The sequence below is a fragment of the Acetobacter lambici genome, assembly GCF_011516885.1.
Lineage (GTDB): Bacteria > Pseudomonadota > Alphaproteobacteria > Acetobacterales > Acetobacteraceae > Acetobacter > Acetobacter lambici.
In genome coordinates, this window is sequence record NZ_WOTD01000003.1 from 1 (window position 1) to 20,975 (window position 20,975).

Sequence of the window (20,975 nt, forward strand, 5' to 3'; positions counted from 1 at the left end):
CTCAATCAGAGGTTCCCAGATTGCCCATGTCTCGTCCGTAAAGGTGCCTGTTCTGTCTCCTTCTTCCATCCCTACAATATGGGAAGAAATTCAAGATCTAACAGGCCCTAGAAAAACATCGTAATTAGATATCAAATCCAGCCACTTTATTTCTCATCATCATCACTGTTGCTGTAGCGATGAGTCAGATCAAGAATTAACAAAATCTAATATACTGCAATATAATCAAAATATGTCGGGTTTCCTGTCCCGGAAAATATGGTTTTGATTTCTGATGATGATAAAAAATGGATAGAGATTGAATTATTCCAATCGAACCACGCTTCAAAGAAATTTCTCCTTGAAAAATAACTGCTTATGCAGTATGTGGTCAACGATATCGCACAAAATGGAAATAAACTATGAATATAAATATTATTTTTAAAAATAAAAATAAAATTTTAATTCTTATTTTTATTTTGTGGTCAGCAATCGCTGCATATCTAGTCTGCCACCATGCAATGTGGCGTGACGAAGTGCGAAATTTTATGATTGGTATAGGAGCAACTTCCCAGATTCATCTTATTGGGAACCCCCATCCATTCCTAACGTATAAAATAGAACAAATATTTTATTGGATATTGGGTTCTTATTGGGCACTTCCATTATCTTCACTGTTAATATCTTTTTCCACGGTTATAATTATACTATTTTGCTCACCATTTGATGTTAAAACAAAATCTTTAATGTTATTTGGCTATCCATTGCTATATGAATACACTGTAATGGATAGAAATTATGGTATAAGCGCACTTCTGTTAATGCTTTTTTCATATTTTTTCTCAAATAAAAATTACAAATATATATATTCTGGTCCAATCTTGTTTTTACTGGCCAATACAAATGTTCACTCCGCACTTATTGTCGGGGTCTTGTCGGTTTTATGGCCACTCAATGTTTGGTATACAAATGGAAAAAAATGGAATGAAGAAACCAGAAAAGCTTTTATAAATGGATTTATGGGGCTTTCAGGTTTTGTAGTCTGTTTAATAACAATTTATCCAATACGCTACGACCTTGCTCCTGCGCATCCGCTGGAAATTGCTCCTAAGCATCACCTGCATTTTTTAAAAAATCTAACGTTTTTTGAGTGTGAAAACTATTTTTCTGAATTTTTCGGACATAAAACTCTTGGGAAAATAATATATATCACTCTGCAATCAATCGCTTATGCATTTATTATGCTCTCTGTTTTTTCATTATGGGGAAACACCTTACTGTTTTCTATAGCTGCAATAATCCTTGTCGGATTTACTCTGTTTTTTTCCGTTATCTATCCAGGGAGATACAGGCATGAAGCTTTATGGATTATGCTTCTTTTCGCACTACTTTGGATAAAGAAAAATACAGATCAGAAAGTCATTCCCAGCACATTAAATAAAATTGGATTGGTTTCTTTTTATGGCATGCTTTCTGTACAATTTATTTTATCTATCATGCTGGCATTCCACGAAGTGAAAACACCTAACAGTCGGTCTAAGGAGTTTTCAACCCTTATAAGTCAAAATGAAATTTTAAAAGACTCCCCAGTTCTTTCATCCCTGGACTATATTTTGGAGCCAATTCCATATTACACAAAAAAACCTGTGTTCATGATGACACTAAATGATTTTGATTTTGTAGTCCCATATAAAACCCAGCTTAATTATAGCCTAGATGATTTACTTCATGCTGCACAAAAGCTTGCATTATGTTCCAAATCACCTCCTTTGATTTTAATTGTAAATGATAAAAACAATAACAAAACATCCACCGCCAATATAATGGATAATGAAGAAGAAAATTCCATTAGGGAATATACGTATAATTACTGGATTTTTACAGCAACATCTGAACAGAAAAAACGATTTTTGGAAAAAACTCATAGAATAGCACGATATCCAAATGGCTATCTGGAGGAAGGGTTTATCGTCTACGAACTAAACGTCGATAATACTGCAAAAACCTCTTGTTCTCCGGGATGAATTTATTTTCAACTCTGTGTTAAAAAATTGAAAATTACTGCGTATGGTCTTTGAAATATTATAATTATAACTCCCCAGAACACGATCAAGCATCGCAATCCATGTTTACCCATTTGGGTCATTCAAAGTCTTCTTCATACCCGGACTGGATATCTCAAAATCCACAGTCCGGAAGAAAGCTCCCAATAAACCACTACGCCCGTTCAGACGAGCCAAGCATTAAAAAAAACAGTAGCGTCATACTCTTGCCCCCTCATTCTAGCTCTAATGGATGGACGCATAGCCGACTGCTCAAATCCAAGCGACTTTCCCAACCCTCCATTTTCAGTTCCATAGCCTGAGCTCTTTCAAGGTAACTGGCGACAACCTACAAATTTTTCCCAAATTTTACGGCAGGGAAAACATGGTTGAAAAGAAGACTAAGAATAATGGCTGTAAGAGCACCAACAGTGATCCCACTGCCAAATACAATCTGGATCCATGGTGGAAGACTCTCAGTAATATGGGGCTGAGCCGTTATAAGAATACTAAGCGCAACACTGGCCCCTGAAATAGTCATATTATTATGGTCATCAAAATCAACCTCACTGAGTATCTGAACCCCTATCATTGCAACCGTTGCAAACATGGCAAGAGCCGCCCCCCCCAGTACGGGAGCAGGAATACTGGCAACAAGTGCCGCTGCCACCGGAAAACTGCTCAGAATGATCATGATAACGGATGCCGCCACAATAACCCAACGACTACGCACGCCTGTCATACGGACAAGTCCAACATTTTCCGCATAACACGTGTATGGAAACGAATTGAAGATGCTCCCCAGAACGGTAGCCAGACCATCCGCCTGTATGGCTGAGGCAATATCATCCGCACTGATCTTACGTTTTACAATTGAACCAATAGCGTAAACACCAGCAGATGTTTCAATCATTGCAATGACCATAACAACAGTCATCGACAGGATCGGGGCAATATGAAAAACTGGCATGCCAAAATAGAATGGTTGTGTATAGGCCAGCCATGGCAGGGTATTATACTCATGAATTGTCATATCACCGAGTAGCATGGCAACACCCGAACTCAGCAGCAAACCCAGCAGAACCGCTATCGTGGCAAGAAACCCACGGAGCATTCTCTGCATGATAATGATGATAAAGAATGTTCCCAAAGCATAGTAAACATTTTTGATATCGACGGAGCTTTGTATCACACTCGGGCTCTGACCACCGACAATGCCATTGGCAGCTATGGGAAGTAAGGCAAGCCCAACAATAAGAATGGTTGACCCCATCACTACTGGTGGAAAAAACCGAACAATGGTGGAGAAATACCGCCCTATAAAAAATGCAAAGAGTCCGGCGATCAGAATAGCGCCATAAATTTCACGCAGCCCTTCAGTGCCACCACCCGCTGCCACACCAATGGTCACCATTGGTACCATGGCGGTGAATGTGACGCCTTGCAATAATGGCAACCGGACACCAATCCTCCCTATTCCTACTGATTGTATTAACGACGCAAGTCCACATGTAAAAAGATCAGCATTAACAAGATGAAGAAGGTCACTTCTTGACAGATGAAGTGCATTAGCGAGAATTATAGGAACAATAACGGCAGCGGCATAAAACGTGCAGACATGCTGAACACCATAGACGACTAGTTTTTTTAGTGGCAGAATCTCGTCAACAGGATTGCCAGATGTTGTCCCAGATTTATTTGTTTCTAGCCGGAATGATATGCCTGCACGCGTGTTTCCTTCGGTTTCATCACACTACCTTCCGGCCCTGCTTACCTGATCCATGATATTCAAAACGTTTGTGGGTACAGGTTTATAATACCATGCATGCCCTACCAACGCCTAGAATATTGGTCGGATAACACTGCAAAAGACATGAAATATCTGCAAATTATGTCCTTTGCGCATGTTATTTATCATGATCGATCTATCCCGATATTATTTAAGATTTGTGCCCATAAGTTGCCTGCAATCTTTCCTGCAAATAATCATACCCCGTTACTGGTGGGTAATGCGCACTCTCCCCTGATTGAGTAACAATCGGTTCAACCAGTGCATCGGCATCCGGGTCCAGAAAAAAGGCGATAGAATATCGCTCTCCATCAGGCCGCAAGACACGATGGGGGGTGGAGACATACACATCATTGCTCCATCGCATCAGACAATCACCAATATTGCAGATAAACGTGCCAGGAATAAGAGGGGCATCTATCCAGTCACTACCACGCGGGCGCACCTGTAGGCCGGACACACCATTGACGGCCAGAATGGTCACATTCCCATAATCTGTATGTGCACCAGCACCCGGCGCCTGATCCGTGCGTTCGGACGTGGAACTCAGACTGGCAGGGGGGAAAGGCGGGTAGCGTAAAAGACGCAATGTTGCCATAGGATTTTTAAATTTATCAGAAAAAAAGTTCTCATCAACTCCAAGATCACGAGCAAACCCGCGGTGCAAAGCGGACCCAATATCCAGACATGTTGCAAAATAGGCCATCATAAGCTCACGCCATCCCGGAATGGCTGGCCATACGTCAACATCATCGGTGTTATTGGGGCAGATATTAAAAGCCTCCTTATTGTCTGGCAGGGATGTCGTATCGAGACGTTCAACCCCCAGACCAACATAACCTCGATTTTTTCCAACCCGGCTCATGGCGACCATGTCCTTGACCGCAGATGGTTGGTTAAAAAACACCTTTGACGCTTCAAAGAGCTTTTCCATCACTTCGGGAGAAACTCCATGGCCAGTAATATAGAAAAAACCGGCCCCACGGCATGCCTCACCAATGGCTGCGGCTACAACCTCACGCTCCGTGCTGGTGCCATGCCGCAGAGCTGCAATATCAATGACGGGAATATGGGGAGACGACATAGGACATATCCTTTCAACCGAAGAACGTGAGGCATGTTGTTGTTGATCTGGCATGCGAAAAGCATCGCCCATGGTAACGGATGTTCGACCGTGAGTGCCGCGTTGCCGGATACTGCGAGGGCTAAGACCACTGGTCTGCCGGATCTCACGCGAGAGATGGAAAGCCGATCCATAACCGGTAATATCCGCAATACTGGCGAGCGCCATGTCTGTATGCCGTATGAGGCGCAGAGCGGCCTGAGCCCTGACCGCTCGTAAGTACCGCATTGGTGTTGTCCCCTGATGACGGCGGAACAGATCTATCAGATAGGGAGGAGTGACATTGGCAACTGTCGCCAATGTTTCAAGGTCTGGCTTATCTGCATAATGCTGGTCAATATAAGCCTTTGCAGCAAGCAGGGGCGTAGGCATATGGCCAATAACATCCTGTCCGGCCTCTATGCGCCATGCTGCAAACAATGACTCCCCCAAAGCGTTACGCAGCGTATCAAGCGTAGGGGACGTGTGCAGACCACAGCCAATCCCTTCACGAAACAGCGTAAGAATACGCTGGGAGGCCCGGACCCTATCCCCCAGAAAATCGCATCTGGAGGATAGTGCGGATTTTAGAATCGGTGTTTCGCACCACATGACACGGCTACCCGGGGCATACGTCGACCGCCGCCCCGTTCTGTTGATGAAGATGCCGCACTCGCCGGTATGCAGTTCCCGTTTATTGCCATCAATCACAGTGCTCATCGTGCCTGTTTCCAACAGGATCAGTGCAGCGTAAGCACCACTAGTAACACGGAATTCACCTCCTTCGGGGTAGGCGGTCTGCCCAAATGCGAAGTTGGAGCCACGTCTGATGAACGCCATTTCCTGAACCTCTGACAGATCGAGCCTCCCCACATAATCCACAGCCTGAATTATAGTTTGGATTCCGAAATGATAGAATGGCTGGAATGGCAAAAAACATATCCAGAATTAAGATATGCGAGCAGCAGACATGCGTTGCGAACGGTTCGATCCCCCCGCCCAGCCAGAACGCATACATGTCTTACAGAGCGCTAATCACCTTAAGTCCAGCCAGAACAGCATTGGGAATAACTGACGTTTCTCCCGGCCGCATCATGTATTCAAACTCTGGTGTAATCACCAGACCGGGCATGATGGGAATACCATAATACGCCTCCAAGATAGCCGAGTGGGTTTGCGGGGCGTTCACATACGCCCCCATGGACATACCCGCCATCTGGCGTAACTGCTGACCGTAAGTCGTGCGTGGACTGAGTTGATAGTAGGAGTACATAACACCAAACCGGTCAAACGGTCGCCCGGGAATAATACCCAGCAGGGATGCCCCCGCATAAAACTCGTTGGAGAATGTGGAGTTACTTGGTGTGTTATGAATAAACCCAGCCAGCACATAGCCGCCCGCCATCTGGTGCTGGCCATGACTGCGATAAACCATCTGGTCCGTTTCTATATAAAATGTATCCCTCGGTTTTTCCTTGTGCTTGTGCACAGATCCGGCAAATGCGGGCGGGATAACCCCAATCATATCCGCATAAGGGGACGTATCATGAGCGTATCCAATTTTGTAATGACCGGGCAGTTTACGCTCGCCAAAAAAGGGCTCCCATGTCAGTTCCACAGGCGTCTGAAGACCTGTGTAGGGCTCACTACCCCATGCCCACCCGGTATTATCGACCGCTTTTGGACCAATACGATACACACCGGTCCGTAGGATCAGATCCCGGGTGGGCCGTATTCTAAATGTCCCCCCCCATGACGTTTTAGGGTAAACACTCCAGCCTGCGGGTTCACGAATAGCCATTGGCGCGGAACACATGGTCATGAACGTGCAGAGCAATACAGAAGTGGAGTAGGTATGCGTAAGCGCAATGCGACCAAGATTAATATTGATCCGATTATTCAGGAAAGATTTTTCCACATAAAGGTCGGCCAGGCGCGCTGCTGCAGGCCCATGAATACTCCAGACTTCCGTCAGCAGAACATTGCGTTCCCCCACATGGTCCCACCCAACCTGACGTCCCTCGCGGTTCATGACAATGCCATGCAGGAACCAACCGTTCAACGGCTCCCATTTTGTCAACTTTCCCAGATCAAACAGCATGGCGATACGCACTTCATGCGTGTAATCCATACCTTTTGATAAACCACCACTCATGTTCCCCATGCCCTCACCTTTATAGGTCAACTCAAAGCTGAAGCCATGATTAGCCAGACGCTCCCGGAACGGTTTAAGGGCAGGCACAAGGTTGCCAAAAGCCTGCTCGGAGACATAATAACCCGCACTAACATCTCCTCGCCGCAATGCGTCCTCATTATTATTGAGTAATGAAGAAATACTCTCCGTATTAAACAAAGATTCCAGACGGTCTTCGGCAATAGGTCGTTTATGTTTGACTGGAACAGATGGAACGCCACCCCCACTCTGTAATGACGGACCGGCACTTACAGATGGCCCGTCTATAACCTGCGCATCCGCTCCGCAAGAGAGAGCTAACACTATCAAAACGAACCCAAAAACGTCGTAACCTATTGAAAAGACAACAGATATTTTGCGCCAAAAAGCGCACAATTCCCGGCTATACTGACAAAATTTGGACATGATTTTATCCAGAACTGTACGCGTCCATCCCAGATTGTTCTGGAATAGAGGGACAGAATTTCTGTTTTACGTAATAAGGACGAGCTTACAGCCTGCGCGTAACAGGCAGTCTTACCCTGACCCTACTTCGTTTCTTCAGACCCGGAGATGCATGGAGCGATAGTTTATCAGACATATTTTTCTTTTTCTTATGACTGTTTTTTTCAAGCTAAACCGGATTTTAAAGATTTTCAATTCACGTTCTTGTACCCAATTTGTAATAACAAAAAATACAATCTGGTATTCCAATATCTCCACCTAAGTAGAATATAGGCATAAGATCACAATAGGATTCTATTTTAACCAATAATTTTATAAATAAATCAGATATTAAAAATTTTCCCGTATAAATATTACACCAACCCAATACCTCGCCACCCTGCACCTCATTGCTATCAAATTATCGTTCCTCGTCATGCATTCTGGCGTTACCCAAGATGAAACCCGTCCAGCAATATGCGTAACTGGCTTGCTTCTTGCACCATACCTTCGCTCGCCGTGGATGTCCGTTCCGCCATGGCGGCATTCTGCCGTGTACCTTCATCAATAGTGGCAACAGCGCCATTAACACTCTGCAACGCCGCAGCCTGCTCCCGTGCGGCCTCCTCGATCGCCTTAAGATGAGAGCGAATTTCAAAAATTCCGGCAATAATAATTTTCATATCATGCCCAGCCTCCTTCATAATAGAGACCCCATGCCCTACCTGTGCCTGAGAGGTACCCGCCAAACCACGCACATCTTTTGACGCCAATCCAGCACGGTTCGCCAACTCACGAATTTGCTGGGCCAGAACCTTAAAGCCATTCCCCGCATCTGACGCCCGTGCGGCCTCAACGGCTGTATTCAGCGCAAGAATATTGGTCTGAATGGCTACCGCATCCATAATGTCCGTAATTTTGTTGATTGCTTCGGTCGAACGTTCGATTTCGACCATGGATTCATTAGCCCGGTCGATCATACCGCCAAAATGCTGAATACTATTCAGACAGTTTTCAACAAAATTATTGGCTTCAGAAACCCGGCTTGCAGTTGAACTGACCGTTGCTGTAATCTGCTCGATAGCGGCCGCCGTTTTTTCCACCGATGCTGCCTGCCGCTCGGTACGCTGCGCCAGTTCCCCCGATGCATCGCTAATTTCCTGCGTGGCTACATCAATATTATACGCAGTATCGCTTGCCACCATCAAAGTGGTACGCAGGGAATGTATGGCAGCGTTCAAATTATCGCGCAGTGGCAGATAAGCTTCGGGAACATCGCTCCCCATATTCTGGGCAAGGTTTTGCTCCGCAATATCCTGAATGACAGAACCAAAACTCTCAGCAACAAAAACCTGTTCCTTGGCTATGGCTTCATCCCGTGCCGTGGCCCGAGATTTTTCAGCCTCTGCCAGATAAACCGAGATAGTGAGATCCATCTCAAATAGTACAGCTTTACATAAACTGCTGATCTGATCGCCAATTTTTTTGGCAACCATGTGTTTCCTATCAAATAAGCCACTTTTAGGCAAAACGTTGGTCACAATGGCATGGATAAGATGATCCATTACAATAGCATAACCACCAATGTACCATCTGGGCTCAAGACCTATTCGGGCATGGATACTGCCAATTCTACTCACATTTTGAGCATATTCTCGACCAAAATTGGCGGAGGAAATATTTTTCCAGTGTTCCTGCTGAGCTTCCTTGGCATGTTCAATATGCGCCTCGGATGAAAAAAACTCCCTTGTTTCCGGAGTATGCCGCACCTGAGCATAAAACCCATCCAACGCCTGCGGAAGCTCATTATCTATAATGGTCTTTATAGAGCGGATCGTCTCACAATCTGTCTCTGTTAATCCCATAAATTGTCTACGACTATCCAGATCAGAAAGTTTTTTTTCCTCCCTGACCTGTGTGGCTGGAGTAATGATGGTCATACTGTATCCCCTATCCAAAAAGAGGGTGGCCATTAACTCTCCACAAGGAGATCAACCTTAAAAATTTTAGGTATTATGTTCTGTAAAATTAATTCTTTAATCTTGAATTTTCTTTCATAACCCCATTCTTTCCTAATGACCGTTCCATTATCCAGGTATTAAGTGCTGCAGGGGGCATGGGTCTGCCAAACAGGTAACCCTGCATGACATCACACCCCATTGAACGTAGCATTTTCTCTTGTGAATCGTCTTCCACGCCTTCGGTCACAATCCTGACCCCAAGCCTTTTACCAATGGTAATAGCCGCTTCTGTTACGATAAGGGAACTAATATTTTCTTCAAAATTCATCACAAAGCTCCGGTCAATCTTAAGCTCTGTCAAAGGCAGGGTACTCAACCGTGACAGGGAGGAAAAACCCGTGCCAAAATCATCCAGAGAAAGGCCAACACCAATACCGCGTATGGCTGATAATGTTGCCAATGCTTCCGAACTCTGCCGCATCATCACGCTTTCGGTAATCTCGATTGTCAGACGGTCAGGTGTCAGATTATAGGCATCCAGCACATCAACAATCTGCTGGAGAAGTTCTGAACTGGCAAAATGCCCAGCCGAAATATTCACGCTAACCACCGGCACCATAATCCCCAGCTGGTCCCACTGCGCGAGTTGCTGGCAGGCCTCAGCAATGGACCACCGACCAATTGCCTCAATCTGTCCCGTCTCTTCCGCTATGGGAATAAAGCGCGATGGTGGCACTGCCCCTAAAACCGGGTGTTGCCAACGTGCAAGTGCCTCAACACCATGTAGTTTTCCGGTGGTAACGCATATCTGCGGTTGGTAAAATAAAAGAAGTTCCGAATGCTGTATGGCTTTTCGTAACGCTGATCCAACTATCAACCGTGATTGTACTTCACTGTCAGACGCATTATCCAGAATACGGAAACTACCGCGTGCCATTTTTTTGGCTTCGAGCATGGCCACTTCCGCACGGTTGAGCACCTGCTCCACGTCTTTGCTCTCGTCTGGATACAGGCTAATCCCTGTGCTGATCGATACAATCAGTTCATGTCCGTTTATGATAATTGGCTCATGCATAACCTCGATCAGTGTTTCGGCAAAACTACTGGCAGTATTTCTATCACCACCGGGTATGATGATGACAAAATCATCGCCACCCAACCGTCCGGTTACAAAATTGCTCCGACACTGTGCATTCAAACGCTGCGCTACGATCTGAAGCAGAAGATCGCCCTGATCATACCCCAGAAGATTGTTAATATCCTGAAAAAGATCAATATCCAGAACAAGCAGGGCAAATGGCCAACCATTCGGCTGCTGCGCCATCATGTTCTTAAGAATTATTGTTACTGCATTGCGGTTTAACAAACCAGTTAGAGAATCATACCGGTCCAGACGGTTCAGTTTCTGTCGGTTTTTTCCCCGTTCTATAATAGCGGCACAGGACGGAACACAGCCAGAGACAATTTTTTGCGGCCAGTTGGTAATCTTATCCCTATTGCGCGAATAAAGTGCAAAAATTCCAATCGGCGTTCCTGTTCCATCACAAACGGTCGACGCCCAGCAGTCCAGCAACCCGACTTCTTGCTCAACCGCACCTGCATTTTGCCAGACAACTGTCCGGGCTTCCTCCGGATGATTGCGCAGTGCTACCATATCGGCTTCGGGCAATGTCATACGTGTGAGCATCCGACCCTTACGGCGTGGAAGACTTTCACCAGAAAGTATCTCAAGACCGCGCTCTGGCGTAATCTGCAACAGAACTGCCACGCTGTTCAGCACCAGTTTTTCGGCCTCAGCGCACAGCATGTCTGCAATGTCCTGCTCTGTCGCTTTCCCTGCAAGCTCCGTAAAAACCTTATTTTGTAAAGTAATTAGTTTTTTACGATGACTTTCCTCAGTAACTCCTTTTACAATAGCCATATAATAACGTTTATTGAGCGGGGCGAGGGTGATGGCGGAAACAGACATTTCCGCCACAGCATAATCACCCGCACTGCGGGTAAAAGTAATCTCGCGCGACGTGCCTACAATGCGGTCAATACCCGTGGCACGATTATGGGCAATATAATCGTCATGCTTAGCGCGGTGTTCAAATGGCACCAGACATTTGACGTTCTGGCCCATGACCTCCGACGCGGCATAGCCCCATAGACGTTCTGCCGCAGTATTGAAAAAAATAATATTATTATCTTCGTTAATTATAATAACACCGTCTGCGGCCTGCTTTAGTATTTCGTAATACATGTTTCCACAATGTTCGGGGAGCAAGATATCGTGTTCAGTTTCGCTCATGAAAAATATCCACCCTTAACAATTGCAGGATAACAGATGCTACGCCGCATTGATCACTTACAGAATATTCTCTTCCGAGAAAAAATCAGTCAAAAATTAATTTTGATGGACAACTCCTAGTCATAAAGATAATTTTCCACATTTCTAATTCGCAAAAATTGTACCAATCTATTTTATGATATGAAATATATGATAATTCCTTATTATTGAGACATAATATCTTAATTTCGTTTTCTCTAGATAGAAGAAATGGGGTCTATCCGCACCTGAATGTCCCGTGGTTTTGCAAAATAAGGATGCGACGTTACCAATATGCTCGCTCCAGCCCGTACGTAGTCTGCTGCATTATCAGGCCCTACCGCACCAGAAACCGCTAATAGTGGCACCTGTTCGGGCAGTTCAAGGTCATCCAACATGCCTTTAAGTTCAGAGACGGCCTGAAGAGGAAATTTTTCAAGCTGAAGAATGTCAGGTTTATCCTTTAAAAAAGACATTGCTTCATCAATAGATGTCACTTCCACAACAATTTTACGTTCTGGCAGGATCTGTTTCAGACGCGCAACAGCCGCGTGCCCACCCGCCGGTAAAAAAGCCCGATGCTCGGGGAACACCAGAACAGTTTCCGATAAATCGGTGCGGTGCATGACTGCGCCACCAGCCATAATAGAGCGCATGGCAAGCCCACGCATGCCCGGTGGGGCCTTACGGGTGCAAGCAACAGCCACATCTGAACGCACGCTCCGGGCAGCCTGCACAATTGCATGGGCATCGCTTGCAATACCACCAGCCCATTCCATAAGAGTCTGAGCCTGCTTCCATGCCAGAAACAGAGCTTCGGCTGGCCCTTCCACCCGCAGAATACTCTCCCCCTCGCCAGCCCACTGCCCTGCGGGTGCGCTAAAGCAGACGCGCGCGCCAACATGCCTGAACAATGCAGCCGCTACCTCGCTACAGGCAACGATCTGCGGCATGCGTGCGGTAAAACTGATCCGCGCCTCTTGCCCGCAAAGGCCTAAAGAACGGGTTGTCAGGTCACCGCACGGTGCATCTTCAGCCAGGATCGATTCAATAAGGCCTGTTGGAACATGCAACATTGTTCAGCCAAACTTGAAGAGAACGCCAAACCCGCCGCGCGGATAATTCCATTCGATCTCACCAGTGTTCTGGCACACAACGCGACATGTTCCACATTCCATGCAGCCATCGGCCACAATTTCCACCTGTCCGTGCTCGTTCTGGCTGTAGCAGCCCGCCGGGCAGACATGCACCATGGCCTTCAACTCCTCCGATGGTGTCTCATGCGGGGTTACATGGATATGCGGTTTGCCTGTGTCCACCACATAGCGGTTCTGGAACAGTCTGTTTTCAACATCGTCGCTCATCGCCATGCCCTCGCCAGTTTAACAGCATCACCCAAAAGCCCAAGGCCACGCACATGCCAAGCTGCTTTTACGATTTCGTTTTCCTTGGTCTTCTTGTCTCGCCCGTCAACACGGAACCATGTCTGGGCGGCACCATTCATCAAGCGTGGATAGGTATCCATGATCGTGCTCCCCTGCTTTTCAAGCATTCTGGGAACATCCTTGTATTTTTTCATATCCTTCATAACAAACGAGTCATCCAGACGCTGCCGGTATGCTCCGAGTGCTTTTTTGGTGCAGGCCTGTCCACGCTGGTTAAGGGTAATAATGGTTTCTGCTGCAAGACGCCCTGTTGTCATGGCAAGGTTTGATCCTTCCCGGTGCACGGCGTTCACAAAATGGCCCGCATCACCAACGCAAATCCAGCCATCACCCACCAGTTCTGGAATAGCCCTGTATCCACCTTCGGGAATCAGGTGGGCGGCATATTCCTTCATTTCCGAGCCTTCCAGAAGACCACGGATAGAAGGATGAGCCTTGAACCTGTCCAGAAGCTGATAAGGCGAGCCTTTGCCAACGCGGCTCAACTCACTCACCAGACAGCCAATACCGATGGAAATGGACTCCCTGTTGGTATACAAAAACGCAGTACCGATCATGCCTTCGGTTATGGTGCCCATGGCCTCGATGACAACGCCCTCATCCCCTGTGATGTTGAAACGACTTTCAATCGTTTCCTGGGGCAGAAAGTGCATTTCCTTAACAGCCAGCGCCACATCTTCGGGGCGGAGTTCGGAACGCAGGCCGGATCTCTGTCCGACCAGACCGTTTACACCTTCGGCCAGAACAACCACGTTGGCGTAATATCCCTCCCCCTCACGATCAGTCTGCACACCGATCACCTGCCCCCGCGGGTCACGCAGCAGGCCTGTTACGGTGGTTTCGTACAGCACCGTAGCACCTGCATCACGCACCTGACGATTGAACCACTTATCGAACTGTGCGCGAATGATGGTATAACGGTTTGGAAGATCCTCGTTATAATCATCACTCCGATGGTGCATGCCCGTATGGCCACGGTCATCCATCATCCATATCCGCTGTTCAACAATGTGCCGCTCCAGCGGCGCTTCCTCCCGGAAGTCGGGGATCATCTGTTCCAGTGCGTCCGAGTACAGAATGGCACCCTGCACGTTTTTGGACCCGGAATATTCCCCACGCTCGATCTGGAGCACATTCAGCCCTGCATTCGCCATTGTATATGCCGCGGAATTGCCCGCAGGACCCGCACCAACCACAATGGCATCAAATACAATTTTATTCATGACTGTATTCTCTCCCTCAACCTGCAAGTCGGTTGACAAGCAGACGCTGGCGAAAAGCCTCGGTCAGCAATGGCAAAAGAGTGACCGCATCCGCGACAACTCCAAGATGGGCAAAGTCAAAAATAGGAGCATTGGAGTCAGTATTGATTGCAACAATCATATCCGCCCCTTCCACACCAACCCGGTGCTGAATTGCCCCCGAAATACCTGCCGCAATGTACAGCTTGGGGCGAATGGTCTTGCCCGTCTGCCCGATCTGGCGATCAGCCCCGATCCAGCCTTTTTGCACCAGTGGGCGCGAACCACCCCAATCCCCCCCCAGTACACTCGCCAGTTTACGCACAAGCTGTATGTTCTCTTCCGAACGCAGGCCCATGCCACCGGCAACCACAATATCCGCAAAGGCCAGACCGGATGCCTCCGAGGCATCATCTGGCAGAAAGCTCAGAACCTTGGTGACAATATCGTCTTCGTCCAGATCTGGTGTGTAGGATACAACACGTCCCTGCCTCCCCTCTTCAGGTTTGGGCATGGCCATCACACGTGGGCGGATAGTCGCCATCTGTGGCCGGTAGTTGAGTGTATGAATGGTGCAAAGCAACGAACCACCAAACGTTGGCCGTGTGGCAGCCAATGAGCGTTCATCATCAATTGCCAGTTCCGTGCAATCAGCCGTCAGCCCGGTTTTGAGCGTGGTTGCCACAGACCCGGCAAGGTCACGCCCCAAAACAGTTGCACCCAGCAGCATGATCTCGGGCTGGTACTTCAGCACCAGTTCGGTCATAACCTTTGTATAGGGCTGGTTGCGATACTGTGCGAGCACAGGATGATCGACCAGGTAGACAAGATCTGCCCCATAAGCAAAGCAACTCCCTGTGGCTTCATCCAGCCCATGGTCCCCGCTACCAAGCAGGACGCCCGCCAGTTCCACGCCAAGCTGGTCGGCCAGTTTACGGCCCTCACCAAGCAGTTCGAGGGAAACAGGGTGAATCCGCCCATGCTCGAACTCGATAAAAACCCAGACATGCTTGTAAGACCGGAAGTGTTCCGGCAATTCTTTTTTCATGCCAGCGCGTGAGCCAGAAGCGCTAGCGACCGGGGTTTGTGAAGTATTCATGGTCGCCCTTTTCCTTTCACGGCGTCAGCGCCGCTCAATACCCACCAGCCGCGCTGATCAGGTCTTCCTCCAGTGCTGGCTGGCGCTTAAAAATGGCGTCAATCAGCGCCGTGGCCGTGGCACTGCCGCCACCACCGGCTGGGATCATTTCTGCTTTTTCGGATCGGGCCGCAGGTGCGAACACCCGTTTGACCACCGTGGGGGAACCACGCAGACCACACAACGATAAATCCGTAATGCCAACTGCCGCAGCATTCCACTGCGTGACCTTTGCCTGCGCGGCACGCAGCACATCGGACTGGGTGCCACGACGGATCTGGTTACTCCCCTCCAGCATGGTGATCATGGCTGGTAAACGGGAAGTCAGCACCTGCACGCCATGGTCAGCCCGACGACGCACCGTAATGGTGCCTTTGTCTGGATCAATCTCATCAATAGCGGAGACATAGGTTAACTGGGAAAGCCCCAGACGCTGGGCTATACCGGGGCCAACCTGGGCTGTGTCACCATCGATTGTCTGCTTTCCGCAAAACACGATCTGGGGCATGCCCTGTTCTTCGGCAGCTTTTTCAATCAGTCTGGACAAAGCATAACTTGTTGCCAGCGTATCGGACCCGGCAAAAAAGCGGTCTGTCAGAAGCAAACCACGGTCCGCGCCGTAGCCCAGCGCCTTGCGCAGACTCTCCGACGCCATGGGGGGCCCCATGGTCAGCACCGTAACCGTACCGCCAAAACTGTCGCGCAGGCGTAGAGCCTCTTCCAGCCCGAACAGGTCATAGGGGTTGATAATTGTCGGCACACCTTGCCGCATGATGGTGTTTGTAACCGGATGCACGCGAATTTGCGCGCTGTCCGGAACCTGTTTAATGCAGACAAAGATACGCATCGCCCTACTTCCTTTTATCTGTCCTTCCCCGTTATCCTCGCAAGCTGTGTGCCATTCCGCTTATGCGCGGCAAAAAACAGCATCATCAGACTATGACGGCTAAGGGGAGATACATGGTTTTTCTCCCCTGTTAGAAAAACGACAAGTTGGGACTGACTTTTCCATACCTTCGGCTTATTTTGTGTTGTCTTCCGTCAGTTCTGCCACAACGGTCAGGTCGTCCAACCCTACAATTGTCTGCCGGGCCGGGCGTACGGCATCGCGGTGCACCTTGAACGACCGTTCAGCGATGGGCGTGGATACGACAAAATCCTGATAGGCACGCGACAAAAGCATACGACACTGTTCACGTACATTTGCCTCGTCCAGTTCCTCCTCCAGCCCCTGCTCATCAAGGTAGGAGCGCATACGCCGCAGAATATGCAGCCGCGCTACATTCAGCACGGTGGGGTCATACGGCACGCCGAGTTGCTCAAAAAATTCCTCAGCAGCGGAAAGTCTGCGGAGTTCTTGTAAAACATGCATGGATCACGGCTCCTTTTAGCATCGGCCCTTCAGGCCGCGCGGCATTGCAATTCCGAGAACAAAAGTGCGATTTCATCTAACGTGATGGTTCTTTTGTGCTGTTCGGCCAGATGCCGCACAGCCTCCAGTAATTGCGTGGCAACACCTTCCGGCGCGTTCACGCCCAGTCGCTCCAGCGCATGGTTGATCGCAGCACGCCCGGAATGTTTGCCAAAAACAATCTCACGTTCACGGCCCAACTGCATGGGGTCCATGGCTTCATAGGTGTTTGCATCCCGTAGCAGGCCGGACACGTGAATCCCGGATTCATGACGGAACACCGCAGACCCAACCACAGCCTTGCCTTCGGGTATAGGACGGCCGGATGCGTGTGCCACAACGCGGGCCAGTGGCTCCAGCCGCCGCAAATCAACACCACTTTCACACCCTAAAAAGCGAGGGGCCGCCAGAGCCAGTTCCTCCAGCGGGGCATTACCCGCTCTCTCACCCAGCCCCAGAACAGTTACACTAGCAACATCCGCCCCTGCCCGCAGAGCAGCAAGCGTGTTCGCTGTCGCCAGACCGTAATCATCATGGCCATGGAACTCTATTTCCAGTTCCGTCTGCTCTCGCAGCCAGCTTATGGTTTCAAAAGCCGCAAACGGGTCCAGAACACCAAGCGTATCCGCGTAACGGAAACGCCTGGCCCCGGCCTGCCCGAGCATTCCCACAAAATCAGCCAGAAAACCGGGTTCGGCCCGGCTGGAATCCTCCCCCCCGACAGAGACCACCAGCCCCATATCCACCGCCCGCGCAACAACATCACGCGTCATATCCAGCACCTGCGCAGGGGGGCTGCGGTACTTCGCGGCAATCTGCATTGGGGAGATGGACGCGGAAAGATGCACACTGCCAAGCCCCGTAGCCTGCGCCAGAGCAAGATCCCCCGGTATCATCCGGCACCACGGAATAACCCGTGCGCGGGCAACAGAACGCCCTATCCGGGCAATAACAGCCATCTCCTCCGGCCCCATGGCGGGGGTACCGGCCTCGATCTCATCCACCCCGGCCTCATCCAGCAAACAGGCAATCGCCAGTTTTTCGGCCGGGGTAAAGGCAACACCCGGCGCCTGTTCACCGTCTCGCAGGGTACTGTCGTTCAGTTTCAGGCGGCGTGGAGACCGCATGAGCGGCTTGGCTGTCATGTCTCGCGCCTTTTATCTCACTGGAAAAAATCAAGCGTAGGTGGGCGTGAACGCACTCCGGGTTGCAGACGTACCATCCCAGAACGGGGATATGCCGCGCAGGGTATCAACAATACCGGGCATGACCTCCAGAACATGGTCAACATCCTCTTCCGTATTCTCCCGCGACAGGGAAAAACGGATTGCTCCATGCGCGGCCGTATAAGGCACTTTCATCGCACGCAGGACATGCGATGGCTCCAAAGACCCGGACGTGCAGGCCGAACCGGATGAGGCTGCAATACCCGCTTTATTGAGCAACAGCAGAATTCCCTCACCCTCAATATATTCAAATGCAATATTGCTTGTGTTGGGCAGGCGGTAATCTGGATCACCCGTGACCATTGCGTGAGAGATCCGCTGGAGCAGCCCTTTTTCCAGCCTGTCGCGCAGGGCGCGCACCCGAGTGTTCTCATCCTCCAGATGCGTGCGGGCCAGTTCGGCGGCAACACCCAGCCCAATAATGGAGGGAGCATTTTCCGTTCCCGCGCGCCGCCCCCGCTCCTGATGTCCACCCCGGATCATCGGGCGCAGGCGCACACCACGGCGCACATAGAGCGCACCGATGCCCTTGGGGGCATGAAATTTTTGCCCAGAAAGCGAAAGCATATCAATTTCGGACGTCTTCAGGTCCATCGGGACCTTGCCCACGGCCTGCACGGCATCTGTGTGGAACAGTGCGCCAGCTTCATGCGCAAGTTCGGCCAGTGTTTCCACCTCAAACAGATTACCAGTTTCGTTATTGGCCCACATAATGGAGGCAATGGCCGTGCGTGGCCCCAGTGCCTTGCGGTACGCATCCATATCCAGCCGGCCACGGGAATCCACGCCAATATAATGGACTTTTACACCCCGGGTTTTTTCCAACCATGCGCAAAGCGCCAGAATAGCCGGGTGTTCCACTGCGGATGTTACAATTTCGTTGCGACCGGCCTGCGTTTCCAGTGCCGAGAGAAGCGCTGTATTATCCGCCTCTGTTCCACAACCGGTATAGACAATCTCGTGGTCGAACTCCGTGCCCAACAGCGCCTGAAGCTGGCGCCGCGCGTGCCTGATGGCCGTTCCAACATCGGCACCAAAAGCATGGATAGATGAGGCATTGCCAAACTGCTCGGTAAAATAGGGCAGCATGGCGTCCACCACACGCGGGTCAACCCGCGTGGTCGCATTATTGTCGAGATAGACCGGCTTCATCTGCTTTCTCCCACTCGTGGCCGGTAACCCTCCGGCGCATTTGTTGTGATCACCCCATGAACGCTGCGCAAAAATCAGTGCCCGGCGGGAACAGGAATAACCCGAACCGGCTCACCCAGACGTTCGGCCAGACGTTGCTGGATGCCCTGCACCGTGACCGATGCAAGCTGGCAGTTCACGCACGCACCACTCAGCTTGACCATCACCTTGTTGCCGTCCACATCCACCAGTTCACAATCTCCACCATCACCCTGAAGGACCGGCCGCAATTCGCTCAGAACTTCCTCCACGGCGCGAATACGCTGCACGGTGGTCAGCTTGGCGGGCGTTGCAAGGGCACTCAGCTCAACAAGTGGCGATGTCTTGCGGGCCGCACGCCGTGTAGGGGGGAGTGCTCCGGCCACAAAAGCATCACGCGCATCCAGCACGCCCTCGCTCACCATGGCAGCGTTAATGCGCTCCAAAGCTTCCTCAACAGTTTCGGCACAGGTAGAGCAGCTTGCCGTGGCCTTGGTGTACTGGGCAACCTGTTCCATGCTTGTCAGATTGTTGTTGCGTACCGCACGTTCGAGCATTCCCTCGTCAACACCAAAACATTTGCAGAGAAGAGCACCTTCCTCATGGTCATCTTCCCATGTTTCGCCCCGATAGTTGGCAACGGCGGCACGCAGGGCTTCATACCCCATGACCGAACAGTGCATTTTTTCCGGCGGCAGACCGCCCAGAAAATCGGCAATGTCCTGATTTGTGATTTTCAGAGCTTCATCGACCGTTTTTCCAACAATAATTTCAGTCAGGGCCGATGAAGAGGCAATAGCGGATCCACACCCGAATGTCTGGAACCGCGCACTGGTAATCTGGTCCGTGGCGGGATCAACCTGCAACATCAGCTTAAGCGCATCCCCGCAGGCAATAGCCCCGACCTCACCCACACCATTGGCGTCTTCAATGACACCAACATTTTTCGGGTTGAAAAAATATTCTTTAACCTTATCGGAATATTCCCACATGACCCTTCACTCCCGTTCCACCGCCCAGCAGGGGGTTTTAATTAAAAGACTTCCCACAGGAGCATTTTGATGCCGCGTTCGGGTTATCGAATGAAAATCCGGACTGTTCGAGGGAGACAACAAAGTCGACCGTTGTGCCCTCAAGGTGCGGGCTGCTTTCACGGTCCACAAAAACTTTGACATCATCACAAAGAACAACAATGTCGTCCTTCTCTGGAGCAGAGACCAGACCCATCATGTATTTAAAGCCCGAGCATCCACCGGCCTCAACCATGATACGGATGCCTTCGGCCGGGTTGCTTGAACCGGCAATTGCTGAACGCACCGCATCGCGCGCCGCATTGGTCAACTGGATCATTTTCCCCTCCGCATTAATTCTTTTCTCAAAGAAATACGTCGCAAGGACCGTGCCAGAAGCATTTTCTGTTTTATAAAAATGAACACATATCTGGCAGCCCGTCAGAACAGGCCGCTCTGTACAGCCCGGGCTGGCAAGCCTTTTGCTGCCAGACAAACAAAACGGATTACATTTTTGGGGGGCAACAATACTG

Annotated in this window: 16 protein-coding genes; 1 reads left to right on the top strand and 15 read right to left on the bottom strand. The window is 49.6% G+C overall.

The annotated features are described in order from the left end of the window. The first annotated feature begins 401 nt into the window (after positions 1-401). Positions 402-2,003, top strand: coding sequence for a hypothetical protein (locus GOB86_RS02825; RefSeq protein ID WP_165990873.1), 1,602 nt, complete (start codon positions 402-404; stop codon positions 2,001-2,003). 367 nt (positions 2,004-2,370) lie between these two features. Here GOB86_RS02825 and GOB86_RS02830 read toward each other — a convergent pair whose 3' ends face one another. The 15 genes from GOB86_RS02830 to GOB86_RS02900 all read right to left on the bottom strand — a co-directional run bounded on the left by GOB86_RS02830 (position 2,371) and on the right by GOB86_RS02900 (position 20,938). Then, positions 2,371-3,741 (bottom strand): solute carrier family 23 protein, encoded by a 1,371-nt coding sequence (locus GOB86_RS02830; RefSeq protein WP_165990980.1) that lies wholly within the window; start codon positions 3,739-3,741, stop codon positions 2,371-2,373. A gap of 220 nt (positions 3,742-3,961) precedes the next feature. Continuing rightward, entirely contained in the window at positions 3,962-5,752 is a 1,791-nt protein-coding gene (locus tag GOB86_RS02835) for a 2-oxoglutarate and iron-dependent oxygenase domain-containing protein (RefSeq protein ID WP_165990874.1), read from the bottom strand. Positions 5,753-5,933: 181 nt separating this feature from the next. Further along, complete coding sequence (locus tag GOB86_RS02840) at positions 5,934-7,289, bottom strand: carbohydrate porin (protein ID WP_165990981.1); 1,356 nt, start codon at positions 7,287-7,289, stop codon at positions 5,934-5,936. A 689-nt stretch (positions 7,290-7,978) separates the two neighbouring features. Continuing rightward, positions 7,979-9,469: a globin-coupled sensor protein gene (locus GOB86_RS02845; RefSeq protein WP_165990875.1), complete on the bottom strand. Its 1,491-nt coding sequence runs from the start codon at positions 9,467-9,469 to the stop codon at positions 7,979-7,981. An 88-nt stretch (positions 9,470-9,557) separates the two neighbouring features. Next, complete coding sequence (locus tag GOB86_RS02850; RefSeq protein ID WP_165990876.1) at positions 9,558-11,783, bottom strand: EAL domain-containing protein; 2,226 nt, start codon at positions 11,781-11,783, stop codon at positions 9,558-9,560. Between the two features lie 236 nt (positions 11,784-12,019). Beyond that, positions 12,020-12,877: a ModD protein gene (modD, locus tag GOB86_RS02855; RefSeq protein WP_165990877.1), complete on the bottom strand. Its 858-nt coding sequence runs from the start codon at positions 12,875-12,877 to the stop codon at positions 12,020-12,022. A gap of 3 nt (positions 12,878-12,880) precedes the next feature. Then, positions 12,881-13,165 carry a ferredoxin family protein gene (locus GOB86_RS02860; RefSeq protein ID WP_165990878.1) on the bottom strand — a complete coding sequence of 95 codons (285 nt, stop codon included), beginning with the start codon at positions 13,163-13,165 and terminating at the stop codon, positions 12,881-12,883. Beyond that, a complete protein-coding gene (locus GOB86_RS02865) occupies positions 13,162-14,469 on the bottom strand; it encodes an FAD-dependent monooxygenase (RefSeq protein ID WP_165990879.1) in 1,308 nt (435 codons plus the stop codon). The genes GOB86_RS02860 and GOB86_RS02865 overlap by 4 nt, the downstream gene beginning before the upstream one ends. A 16-nt stretch (positions 14,470-14,485) precedes the next feature. Continuing rightward, positions 14,486-15,586: an electron transfer flavoprotein subunit alpha/FixB family protein gene (locus GOB86_RS02870; protein ID WP_165990880.1), complete on the bottom strand. Its 1,101-nt coding sequence runs from the start codon at positions 15,584-15,586 to the stop codon at positions 14,486-14,488. 34 nt (positions 15,587-15,620) lie between these two features. Beyond that, positions 15,621-16,472, bottom strand: coding sequence for an electron transfer flavoprotein subunit beta/FixA family protein (locus GOB86_RS02875; RefSeq protein WP_165990881.1), 852 nt, complete (start codon positions 16,470-16,472; stop codon positions 15,621-15,623). A gap of 174 nt (positions 16,473-16,646) precedes the next feature. Beyond that, the gene (gene nifW / locus GOB86_RS02880) at positions 16,647-16,997 is read right to left on the bottom strand and encodes a nitrogenase stabilizing/protective protein NifW (RefSeq protein ID WP_165990882.1); all 351 of its coding nucleotides are present in this window, start codon (positions 16,995-16,997) and stop codon (positions 16,647-16,649) included. A gap of 29 nt (positions 16,998-17,026) precedes the next feature. Continuing rightward, on the bottom strand, positions 17,027-18,181 hold the full coding sequence (gene nifV / locus GOB86_RS02885; RefSeq protein ID WP_242012460.1) for a homocitrate synthase: 1,155 nt from the start codon (positions 18,179-18,181) through the stop codon (positions 17,027-17,029). Positions 18,182-18,211: 30 nt separating this feature from the next. Further along, on the bottom strand, positions 18,212-19,414 hold the full coding sequence (nifS, locus tag GOB86_RS02890; RefSeq protein WP_165990883.1) for a cysteine desulfurase NifS: 1,203 nt from the start codon (positions 19,412-19,414) through the stop codon (positions 18,212-18,214). A 74-nt stretch (positions 19,415-19,488) separates the two neighbouring features. Continuing rightward, on the bottom strand, positions 19,489-20,424 hold the full coding sequence (nifU, locus tag GOB86_RS02895; protein ID WP_165990884.1) for a Fe-S cluster assembly protein NifU: 936 nt from the start codon (positions 20,422-20,424) through the stop codon (positions 19,489-19,491). A gap of 37 nt (positions 20,425-20,461) precedes the next feature. Then, a complete protein-coding gene (locus tag GOB86_RS02900; protein ID WP_242012462.1) occupies positions 20,462-20,938 on the bottom strand; it encodes a HesB/IscA family protein in 477 nt (158 codons plus the stop codon). Positions 20,939-20,975: the final 37 nt, after the last annotated feature.